We start from the raw sequence: 10,371 nt of genomic DNA, 5'->3' as shown, positions 1-10,371 counted from the left end.
AACTCTCGCACCTTTAAGCAATGATCCCATCGTCATGCTCAGCGCAGTCCCCTGAACATGATCAACTCAGCCCTAAACCGGCTACATCATGACGCCGCTGTTACACCACGCCATGGGACACGATCTGGGTTCAAGGTCGCTCGCTTCAGTGCCTTGCAGCTCCGCGCAATAGTTTGCATCCGCAAAACCTTTGATCACAGTCTTATTCGTCTGGTCGCTTTTCTCCCCATGACGCAGCGGGAATTGTCCCAACGCGATTTAACGAAGGAGAACCAATATGACTGACACAACAACCAAATCCCGCCCAAGCCACCGCTTGTTCAACGTAACAGGTGACGGCGAAAGCGCCCGCTGGACCGACATCGGCGTTGCATGGTCAACCAAGGACGGCAAAGGCTTCACGCTCGCACTCAATGCCATCCCTGTAAACGGTCGGATCGTCATGCGCATCAACGAAGACAAGCCAACAGCCAAGAAGAAGGGGAGCTAACGCTCCCCAACTTCCCCTTGGCAGGGCTTCGCTGGTTCAGCCCCTCACGGGGCTGGACCACGGCGGGCAAGCTCTTGATTGATCATCGTGAGTGCGGATTGCGTCTACGTGTATAACTTTCATGTGGATTATTTCTGTTTTTCAAACAGGAAACGAAGACGCGACAACTCAACTGACATATAATGTCAGTTGAGTTGTCGTATGGTTGCACAATCGTTTTAAACAAACAAAGAGGAGCACCCAATGTCAAAAAATGTAATCGAAACCGTCACCTTCAAGCTCAACGAGGGCGTAAGCCGCGATGAGTTTATCGCCGCAGCCAAGGGTATGAATGCTTGGGTCGAGGCACGGGACGGCTTTATGCACCGCCGTTTATCTTGCACCGCAGATGGCACGTGGATCGAACATATACAGTGGGCTGATATGGACGCAGCAAAAGCCGCAGCAGCCGAGATCGGCAAGGCACCCGGCAATGCCAACTTCCTTTCGGCCATCAACGGACCGACTGTCCAGCTTATACATTCCGAGCTGGAAGTTGTCATCAACTAGAGTAGCCCATGCAGCGCAGTGAGCGACTTGCGGAAATCGTGGAGATCGTCCGAGACGGGCGGCTCCACCTTGCCCGCGACATCGCCAACGCGCTTGAAGTCTCTGTCCGCACAATCTATCGCGACATCGACACGTTAGTTGCATCCGGCGTCCCGATAGATGGCGAACGCGGAGTGGGCTACCTGTTGCGTGAGCCTATCTTCCTGCCACCGATGGCGCTTTCCTTCACTGAGCTTGAAGCCTTGAGTTTTGGGATGTCGATTGTTCAGGCAGCAGCGGACACTGAACTTCAAGAAGCTGCAAAGCGGGTAATGGACAAAGTGGGTCAACATGCGTCGAACCGCCGACAAGCGCCAAAATCGTGGGGATTTGGTGTCTATGCCTTCGAGCGGGCGCAGGAGGGTTTTCGGCATATGCCTCTAATCCGTCGCGCGATCCGCGAGGGACTAAAATTGAAGATCGATTACTGCTCGCTCGATGAGCGAACTTCCACTCGAGTGATCCGTCCGTTGCAAATGGAATACTGGGGTCATGTCTGGACTTGTTCGGCTTGGTGCGAATTACGACACGACTTTCGTGCATTCCGCATCGACAAGACAGCGGCGTGTGAAGCCACTGGAGAGAAATTTCAGCCCGAAGCGGGCAAGACTATTGAGGATTATCTGAAGCATGTCGCAGAGCAATTGGATCGAGATCGAAATCGTCCATAGATACATTACCGAAAAACTTGAGGGCGTCGTTCCAAAGGAAGCTTGGGGCGAAACCTCCTACTTCTATAATCCGGATCACATCTTCGAGCGGGGCACGTATTTTGCCACGATCAAACAGAAGGATGGTGAGAATGACCTTGCATCGCAACTGGATCGAGAGGGAGTTTGGCGCTTGAACATAGGCGTCAGCAAGGGAGCGTTTTTTGAGTTGTTCGGTCCGCCGCCACCGCGCCCAAGAAAGGGTGGTGTCGTCGAAGGTGCGTGGGATTTCATGGCGCTCGATCAACTCACTCCACATCCGATTTATGGGTGGATGTCTTGGGTATCCTGCCTCAATCCATCAACAGAAACTTGGGAGAAATGCATGCCGCTTCTGGCGGATGCCCACATGCGCGCACAACATAACTTTCAAAGCAGGTTGAGAAAACTTCAGCGCACTAAGTGATCCAAGGTGAGCTAACGCTCCTTTTCGAGGCTTCGCTGTTTCAGCCCCTTATGGGGCTGGACCACGGCGGGTAAGCTCTTGATCGATCATCGAGAGTGCGGATTGTGCGGCGTTCAGATCGCTTTGCGATGCTGAAACCGCAAGGCTCGCTTGTTGGAAAAGTGCCGCAAGTTGTGAGCGTGTTTTACGTGCAAGATCAGCGCGGGTTATTTTGATGATTGTATTCATTTGGATTCCTCCTGTTGTTTGCGCCGCTCACGGTGAGCCGCGTTGGAGAAATCAGTTCCGTGCCTGAATGAAGGTGCATCACTTGTGATCGAAACAAAGTGGAGAAGGTTTAGCTTCGCGCCTTGCACCAACAGCCATTCAGACACGGATACATTCGGAGACTTAGCGGATCACTGAGTGGGACAGCCAACAGGAGGCAATCAGGATCATCAAACGCCCGCGATCAAACGGAAATCACTCGGAAATTGACAATCTTTGCCAAAATCTGCCATAATGGAAGTAGGAGGTATCACAATGGCAACCATGAACGTCTCACTGCCTGATCCCATGAAGCTATGGGTCGAAGAGCGCACCAAGGGTGGACGCTATAGCAATGCGAGCGACTATGTCCGTGACCTTATCCGCAAGGATCAGGAACGCGCTGAAGGCATCGCCGAGCTTCAAGCTTTGATCACTCAAGGCATCGATAGCGGAGCCGCGCAAACTTTTGACAAGGCCTCATTTCTGGCACGCATGAAGCAACAGCATGACGGATCGAAATAGTCCGCTCCCGATAACGCTCACTCCACAAGCGGAGCATGATCTAGAAACCATCTGGAATTATACCGCGACGACTTGGTCTGTCACACAAGCTGAAAGCTACATCGGCGATCTATCAGATACGTTTGATCTTATCGCGCATGCTCCCTTGATCGCCCGTGAACGATTAGAATTTACGCCGTCAGTTCGTATTCATCGCCATCAATCGCATTTGATTATCTATCGCATCGTCGATGACAGTCTTCAGATTATCCGCGTCCTACACATGAAGCAGAATTGGTCAGCGCTGTTAGAAGACTGACGCGCCTCAACCTAAATCCAAGCCCTTGTCACGAACACGCGCAGGCATTTGTTCGCGTCCTTCACGCATACGGCGAAACTTGGCAGCATCACGATAAAGCGCGAGAACTTGTTCGGCTTCGCGGCGACGCGCGTTTTTGATGTTCGATTGCAGCTCTTGCCGTTCTCCGAGTTGAGCGGTGATCAGCTCATGCCGTTCGGTGCGATCACGCTCTTTGGCAAATTGAACTTCAAGCTCATTTTGCTTGCGTACTTTGAAATACCGACCCGTCATGAAATCCCAAACGCCAGCCCAGCCTTTGCGCGTGCGGTTTGATCGTTCGCGCTGTTCAGCGTCCCAACGATCTTTGATCTTGGTATCAAATTCTTGGCGCGCGGTTTGGTGCGCGTCGGTCAATTTTTGTTTTTGTTCCTTCAGCGGATTCATGGCGTTGATAGCCATGCGTTTGGCTTCAGCGATATAGGATGACAAACGTGGCGCGATCTTTTCACCGATCAGCGCCTTGGTTTCATCGACGGAACGAAGCTGGTTCGGATCACCCAGCTTTGCGGTGACTTCTTTTGACTTGCCATCAATCAGTCGTGAGAGAGCAAACGCTTCGCCGTCAAGTGTTAGCACGACATGACCGCGACGATCACCGCGCGCAAGGTAAAGCCCGCGCTCTTCAAGTGCGTTCGCAAAAGCCGTCGCGCCGTCAGATCGCTTCCAACAATCTTGCACGGCGGATTTAAGTTCACGCGGATCAAGCCCAACGCGCTTTGCCTGTTGCCATTCTTTGAGTGTGAAGCTGGTTGGATCGCGAAGCTTTGGATTCTCAAATCCCTTTGGCATCGCCCAGCCATTTTCGAGATAGATTTGTTTGGAAAGGTTGTTCAGCTTAGTTTTGAAGAAGGGCAGGTGCTTTGCCGTCATCGTCTCAGAATCTATGCGCGACCAAACCGCATGAGCATGACGGCGACCTTCCTTTTTATGGAACACTATAATGCGCGGTTGACCGTTCAGCCCGAGCCGCTCTTCAATGTCGTTGATTGCCTTCTCAAACACCTCGACCCGCACACTTTCATGTGCGGGCGGGCTGAGCGAAACCGAGAATAGAAATTGTTTGCACTTCGTGCCTTTTGAAAGAGCATAAGCCTCATTCATCGCGCCATGCAGCGTCTCGGACATGAAGCCGCTGATCTCGTGCAATTCAACATGCTCATTTTCATCGGTACGCAAAAGGTGGGTGCCCAATTGCTTTGCGCCAGACCGTTGAGATGCTTTGAGGATCATGGGGTTGCCTCAATCTGTAGAGCCTCCAGCAAAAGTCGGCGCAATTCGGCAATGTCGTGGGTTGCTTGGCGAAGCGCTGCTTCAGTTTCAGGTGTGACAGGAAGGCTTCCTGAATTCACCGCCTTTGCCAGTTGGTTCAGATTGTTCGCAATCCGCGTCTGACCAAGCAGAGCCAAAACACGGGCTAGGGCAGCATGGTCCTTGATGGGCTTTATGCCGCGACGCTTGGGCGGGGGCGAAGCAGGGTCAAAAATCCGCCACCGGATATAGGATGACAGCGACATGCTTGCCGCTGCCAATTCGAGGTTCGCCTTTTCCTCGAATGTCATGCGCAAGGACACAGGGTGCAGGGGATTCTTGATCGGGGTGTCGTTCATACGCCACCTCCTGCACGCTTAACCTTCCGTGCTCGGGGGCTTCTTGAATAGCGCACAGTTTTTTCGCGAAGACGTATCGATTCGTCTTTTGCGTTTATAGTCTCAAGATGCTTGAGAACATCTGCCCAACGATCCAATTCATCAAACAAATGGTTCGAGTCTAAACCGTCTTTGGGCACCACTTTTCTTTGCCTGATACCTCGCCTGCAAGTCATTGGCCCCATCCCGGCATCGCTAACAATCCTAGTTGCACTAACCTTCTCAACTAACCCAATAAACAGCGCTGACAATCGGGGGAACGATAGCCCCGCCGGCCCAAGGACTGGCATTGTCGCTAGGCAGTTGGGGGTGATCAAGGCAGACTGACTGAAAAGGGGAGGGCGCTGTGGATCTGTTTTTTGCCGGAAGATACGTGAGTTTGCGGGCAATTATGCTCAGGTTTGTCGGGGCTTTCGTCGCTATCGGCTTAGGGAATCAGGCTGTGGCGCAGGGCGCACCCACCCAAGCAGAGGCCCCGGCCAAATGGTTCCTTGTATGGTCCGATGAGTTTGATGGCACCGCGATTGATCCAACCAAATGGAGCCATGCTGTGGATTGCTGGGGTGGCGGTAACAATGAAAAGCAATGCTATACCGAGCGGCCAGTGAATAGCTTTGTCAAAGACGGCAACCTCGTCATTCAAGCGCGCAAAGAACGCCGTCGTGGCTATGCTTTGCCGGTTGAACAGCGCACCAATAAGGCGGCACGCGCTCAGGAAGTGACCTTGCCCTATAGTTCTGCCAAGCTGGTTACCAAGGGCAGGGCCGACTGGCGCTATGGCCGGATTTCGGTGCGGGCGCGCCTGCCGCAGGGCCAAGGCACTTGGCCGGCCATATGGCTTTTGCCTGCTGGTGAAATCTATGGGCCATGGGCAGCCTCGGGCGAGATCGATGTGATGGAGGCGGTCAATCTGGGTGAGCCATGCCCTGATTGCCCAGGTGGAACTGAGAATACGATTCTTGGCACGCTGCATTTTGGTGGGGCTTGGCCCAAGAACAAGTTGTTGTCGAAAACCACCCCCTTGGTAGGTAGTCTCGATGACTTTCATACCTACACCCTTGATTGGGACGCCGGCAAAATGGTCTGGTCGATCGATGGGGTGCCTTATGCCACACAAACGCCTGCAACATGGCACGTCGACCAAAGCCCAAGCCGACCTTCAGCGCCCTTCGATCAGGCATTTTATCTGATCTTAAATGTCGCAATCGGGGGAAACTTACCCGAAGGACGCAATTTGCGGGGTGTTTCGGCGAAGAATTTTCCCAAGACAATGGAAATTGATTGGGTTAGGGTCTATAAATGTGAACGCTCACATGATACCGCTGCGTGCGGAGAATAAGGGGCGATAGCCTTTTTGAGAGACCAAATAAGAAACGATAAGCAACAAAAAACTGAGGATAGGAAACCTTGAAATGGCCGGACCAAGCGCAGTGACGACAAAGCCGCAAGAGGGCAATGTGAACGACAGAACCTTGTTCTTTATGTCGCTTGCTTTGTTCTTCATCTGGGGTTTTGCGACAGTTCTGATCGATATTTTGATCCCCAAATTCCGCGGGCTCTATAATCTCAGCTACGCAGAGGCCATGCTAACTCAGTCAGCTTTCTTCTTGGGTTACTTTGTCTTTTCGATCCCTGCTGGCAATTTGGTGGCCAAAGTTGGTTATATGCGTGGGATTATCGCGGGTCTTGGCGTGATGATCGGTGGCTGTGTCCTATTTGTGCTCGCCACTCATGTGGGCATCTACCCGGGCTTCTTGTTCGCTTTGTTTGTGTTGGCTGCCGGCATCACCATTTTGCAAGTTGCCGCCAATGCCGTGATCTCGATTGCAGGGGCCGCCGAGACCAGCTCCGCCCGTTTGACGCTTGCCCAAGCCTTCAACAGCTTCGGGACCTTCATCGGTCCATTCGTTGGTGCCAAGCTGATCCTTGAAGGTGGGCCTGAAATCCCCAAGGACATCTCGACCCTGACTCCAGAAGCGTTGAATGCGCTGCGCGCGGCAGAAGCTGCGGCCTTGCAAGCACCTTATCTGGGCATCGCCACCGTATTGGTACTGATCATGATCGTCTTCTACATGAAGCGCGATTTGTTGCCGCCCATGGCCAAGACCGAAACCCTGACAGGCCTTGGCTTTCATCTCTTGGCTAACAAGAAGGTCCTGTTCGGTGTCATAGCCATTTTCACCTATGTCGGCGCCGAGGTCGCAATTGGCTCGGTTCTGGTCAATTACCTGAGCCAAGCGAGCATCTTGGGCTCAACAGAGGCGCAAGCCGGTAAATTGGTCGCACTTTATTGGGGCGGGGCCATGGTGGGCCGTTTTGCAGGCTCCTATATCTTGAGCCGCTTCCCGGCTGGACAAGTGCTGGCGGTGTTTGCTGTGGCTGCGATTGCTTTGGCTGCTTTAGCCATGGTGTTGACTGGGCAGATTGCCGCCATCGCCATTCTCTCGATTGGTTTGTTCAACTCCATCATGTTCCCAACCATTTTCTCGCAGACCGTGATTGGCCTGAATGATGAAGACACGCCAAAGGCAGCTGCACTCTTGTGCATGGGGATCGTCGGTGGGGCTATCTTGCCCTTGGTGACCGGCTTTGCTGCAGACAGTGTTGGCCTTTCAGTCGCGCTGATCGTGCCGATCCTTGGCTATGCTTGGCTCGTATTCTTCGGTCTGTTCGTCCATCGTCAAAACACTGCACCAGCAACCTAAGCGAAAGCGAATACGATTATGCGCTCTCACATGCAGCCATTGTTTCAGAAGTGCCTCCGAGCCTGCCTCGTGCCCGTGCTTGCCCTATCGCTTGGCCTAACGGGCTGCGCCTCTGGACCTAAAAAGGACGATAAAGTCGAAACCCAGATCACCGAGATCATGAGTAAGATGAGTGTGGAGCAGAAGGTTGCTCAGCTCATCATGCCCGATATTTCCACGATCACGCCGGAAGATGTGGCCAAATATCGCTTTGGCACCATTCTGAACGGCGGCAATTCTGGCCCATATGGCAATGAGCGCTCGAAGCCAGAAGACTGGCTGAAACTGGCTGACGCGTTTTGGGAGGCCTCACGCACCCCCCATGCCGATGGCAGCCCGGTTATCCCCGTATTGTGGGCAACCGATGCGGTCCACGGGCACAGTAATGTGGTGGGTGCAACCTTGTTCCCGCACAATATTGGCCTAGGTGCGACGCGCGATCCTGCTTTGATCCGCGAGATTGGCCGCATCACGGCGGCTGAAATCAAGGTCACCGGCATCGACTGGACGTTTGCGCCTACTTTGGCGGTGGTACGCGATGACCGTTGGGGCCGTACCTATGAAGGCTATGCTGAAGATAAGGGTCTCGTGTCTGAACTCGGCGCGGCAATGGTAGAAGGCCTGCAAGGGGTTGGGCCAGCTTTTCTAAGCCAAGATCATGTAATCGCCACTGCCAAGCACTTCTTTGGTGACGGCGGTACCGCTGGCATTGATACCGGCGACACAGTCGGCAATGAAGCTGATCTGGTTGAGCTCCACGCCTTTCCTTACCGCGCCGCCTTAAAATCTGGCGCGCAAACGGTCATGGCCTCGTTCAGCAGCATCAATGGCCAGAAGATGCACGGCAGTAAGGCCTATCTGACAGACCTTCTGAAAAATCAGATGGGCTTTGAGGGCTTGGTCGTCGGTGATTGGAACGGCCATGGCCGTATTCCGGGCTGTACCAATAAAGACTGCCCAGAATCGATCAACGCGGGCCTCGACATCTTCATGGTGCCAGAGGACTGGAAAGAGCTTTTGAACAACACCAAGGCCGCTGTTGACAGTGGCAAAATCTCGCAAGAGCGTCTCGATGACGCCGTGCGCCGGATCTTGCGCGTTAAAATCCGTTATGGCCTGTTTGATTTGCCAGCCCCTTCTGCCCGGAAATTGGGCGGGAAATATGCGCTGTTGGGCTCGCCAGAACATCGGGCCGTGGCCCGCAAGGCCGTGTCTGACTCGCTGGTATTGTTGAAGAATGACGGTGTTTTGCCGCTTGATCCCCGCAAGACCATTCTGGTGGCAGGTGAGGGCGCAGATAGCATCGCCAAGCAATCGGGTGGTTGGACGATTTCGTGGCAAGGCGGTGGTGATCTCACCAATGCCGACTTCCCTGGTGCCGAATCCATCTTTGCCGGCATTGCCAAACAAGCCGAAGCCGCAGGCGGTAAAGCCATCCTGTCTGTCGATGGCAGCTATAAAGATAAGCCCGATGTCGCCATCGTCGTGTTTGGTGAAAAGCCCTATGCGGAGTTTATGGGCGACATCAAAAACCTGTCCTATGGCGATGCCAAGCCTTTGGCTTTGATGAAGAAGTTTCAGGCCCAGCAAATTCCCGTCGTGGCCGTGTTCCTTACGGGCCGTCCGCTCTGGGTGAATAGGGAGCTGAATGCCGCCAACGCTTTTGTCGCGGCTTGGCTGCCCGGCAGTGAAGGCGGCGGCCTAGCCGATGTGCTGTTGCAGACCAAAACAGGCCAAGTTCAAAAGGACTTCAAAGGCAAATTGTCCTTCTCTTGGCCACAGGCTTGCGATTCCTATTCTCTGAATCCCGGTGAGGCTGGCTATAAGCCCCTCTTCGGTTATGACTTTGGTTTGAACTATGGCGCACGCGAAGCTTGGACGAAGCTGGACGAGAAATGCGCTCTCAGCCAACCCAATGCCGAAAATGATGTGGCCGTGTTTGCTCGCGGTCAAAGCGTGGCCCCCTTCACCTTGGTGGCAAAAGATTTGAAGGGTCAGCGCCTGACTTTAGCCGGTGCCAAGGGCTCAAGCGCTAATGGCGATGTGCAAGTGGTTTCGATGGACCGCGATGCCCAAGAAGATGCCCGCACCATTTCGTGGAAAACCGGCGGCTCGTTCGGTTTTGAGGCCTCTGCCGCGCTTAACCCTGCGGCGCTTGCCGAAGGGCGAGCCCTTCGGATTGACTATCAAATCGGCACCCGCCCAACCGGCCCGGTGAAATTGTCCATGAGTTGCGGTGCGAACTGCCGCGATGAAATCGATATTTCTTCCTCCTTAGCGCTGGCCGAGCAAAAAGGCTGGAAGACGGCCTTCTTGCCCTTGTCCTGCTTCAAAAAAGGAACCCAAGTCGGCATGCCATTCTCGATTCAATCCAGCGGCAGCTTTGAGATGTCGATCTCTGCGGTTACTCTGGTGGATGGTGGTGGCGAAACGGCTTGTCGTTTTTAGTCTGGGGTGATCAGCGCTGATAGTAGTGGTGTACCTTCATGGTTCGCCACTTTTCCTGCAGCCGGCTGACAATCCTTATTGCGTTCTCCCCTCGCCCCCTCAGGGGGAGAGCAACCGTGTTTAAGATGGAGTGGTTTTTGCCCAGTCTGTGTGGTCTCGCATCATGGCGTTGAGTTGGGTGATGAGTTTTCGCATGAGGGCGTTGAGGGCGACCATTTTGGGTTTGGC

The 10,371-nt window shown here is 53.7% G+C and carries 12 protein-coding genes; 9 read left to right on the top strand and 3 right to left on the bottom strand.

The window, feature by feature from the left end; genetic code table 11:
• Nucleotides 1-277: 277 nt before the first annotated feature.
• The 4 genes from ACIQ20_RS14430 (at nucleotide 278) to ACIQ20_RS14415 (ending at nucleotide 2,194) form a co-directional block, all read left to right on the top strand.
• Nucleotides 278-490, top strand: coding sequence for a hypothetical protein (locus ACIQ20_RS14430; RefSeq protein ID WP_395781481.1), 213 nt, complete (start codon nucleotides 278-280; stop codon nucleotides 488-490).
• Nucleotides 491-733: 243 nt separating this feature from the next.
• Nucleotides 734-1,039, top strand: a complete 306-nt coding sequence (locus ACIQ20_RS14425) for a hypothetical protein (RefSeq protein WP_395781479.1) — start codon at nucleotides 734-736, stop codon at nucleotides 1,037-1,039.
• 8 nt (nucleotides 1,040-1,047) lie between these two features.
• Entirely contained in the window at nucleotides 1,048-1,749 is a 702-nt protein-coding gene (locus tag ACIQ20_RS14420) for a helix-turn-helix transcriptional regulator (RefSeq protein WP_395781477.1), read from the top strand.
• Nucleotides 1,709-2,194, top strand: coding sequence for a DUF6194 family protein (locus ACIQ20_RS14415; RefSeq protein ID WP_395781475.1), 486 nt, complete (start codon nucleotides 1,709-1,711; stop codon nucleotides 2,192-2,194). The genes ACIQ20_RS14420 and ACIQ20_RS14415 overlap by 41 nt, the downstream gene beginning before the upstream one ends.
• Before the next feature lie 48 nt (nucleotides 2,195-2,242).
• Here ACIQ20_RS14415 and ACIQ20_RS14410 read toward each other — a convergent pair whose 3' ends face one another.
• Complete coding sequence (locus ACIQ20_RS14410; RefSeq protein WP_346383026.1) at nucleotides 2,243-2,422, bottom strand: hypothetical protein; 180 nt, start codon at nucleotides 2,420-2,422, stop codon at nucleotides 2,243-2,245.
• Nucleotides 2,423-2,695: 273 nt separating this feature from the next.
• On the opposite strand from ACIQ20_RS14410, the gene ACIQ20_RS14405 reads away from it, so the two are divergent.
• Together ACIQ20_RS14405 and ACIQ20_RS14400 are read left to right on the top strand one after the other, a co-directional pair.
• Complete coding sequence (locus ACIQ20_RS14405) at nucleotides 2,696-2,965, top strand: type II toxin-antitoxin system ParD family antitoxin (RefSeq protein WP_395781473.1); 270 nt, start codon at nucleotides 2,696-2,698, stop codon at nucleotides 2,963-2,965.
• Nucleotides 2,949-3,263: a type II toxin-antitoxin system RelE/ParE family toxin gene (locus tag ACIQ20_RS14400; protein ID WP_395781471.1), complete on the top strand. Its 315-nt coding sequence runs from the start codon at nucleotides 2,949-2,951 to the stop codon at nucleotides 3,261-3,263. The genes ACIQ20_RS14405 and ACIQ20_RS14400 overlap by 17 nt, the downstream gene beginning before the upstream one ends.
• 6 nt (nucleotides 3,264-3,269) lie before the next feature.
• On the opposite strand, the gene ACIQ20_RS14395 is transcribed toward ACIQ20_RS14400, so the two are convergent.
• Together ACIQ20_RS14395 and mobC are read right to left on the bottom strand one after the other, a co-directional pair.
• Complete coding sequence (locus ACIQ20_RS14395; protein WP_395781469.1) at nucleotides 3,270-4,535, bottom strand: relaxase/mobilization nuclease domain-containing protein; 1,266 nt, start codon at nucleotides 4,533-4,535, stop codon at nucleotides 3,270-3,272.
• Nucleotides 4,532-4,912, bottom strand: coding sequence for a plasmid mobilization relaxosome protein MobC (mobC, locus tag ACIQ20_RS14390; RefSeq protein WP_395781467.1), 381 nt, complete (start codon nucleotides 4,910-4,912; stop codon nucleotides 4,532-4,534). The genes ACIQ20_RS14395 and mobC overlap by 4 nt, the downstream gene beginning before the upstream one ends.
• Before the next feature lie 481 nt (nucleotides 4,913-5,393).
• Here mobC and ACIQ20_RS14385 point away from each other — a divergent pair, with 481 nt between their 5' ends.
• The 3 genes from ACIQ20_RS14385 (at nucleotide 5,394) to ACIQ20_RS14375 (ending at nucleotide 10,143) form a co-directional block, all read left to right on the top strand.
• Nucleotides 5,394-6,290, top strand: coding sequence for a family 16 glycosylhydrolase (locus ACIQ20_RS14385; protein ID WP_395781465.1), 897 nt, complete (start codon nucleotides 5,394-5,396; stop codon nucleotides 6,288-6,290).
• Nucleotides 6,291-6,363: 73 nt separating this feature from the next.
• Entirely contained in the window at nucleotides 6,364-7,656 is a 1,293-nt protein-coding gene (locus ACIQ20_RS14380) for a sugar MFS transporter (protein WP_395781463.1), read from the top strand.
• Nucleotides 7,657-7,686: 30 nt separating this feature from the next.
• Nucleotides 7,687-10,143, top strand: coding sequence for a glycoside hydrolase family 3 N-terminal domain-containing protein (locus ACIQ20_RS14375; protein ID WP_395781461.1), 2,457 nt, complete (start codon nucleotides 7,687-7,689; stop codon nucleotides 10,141-10,143).
• Nucleotides 10,144-10,371 lie beyond the last annotated feature (228 nt).

Source organism: Aquidulcibacter sp., from assembly GCF_044346625.1.
In the GTDB taxonomy this organism is placed as follows: domain Bacteria; phylum Pseudomonadota; class Alphaproteobacteria; order Caulobacterales; family Aquidulcibacteraceae; genus Aquidulcibacter.
The sequence above is the reverse complement of the archived record's forward strand: the minus strand, read 5'-3'. Positions and strand labels throughout refer to the sequence as shown.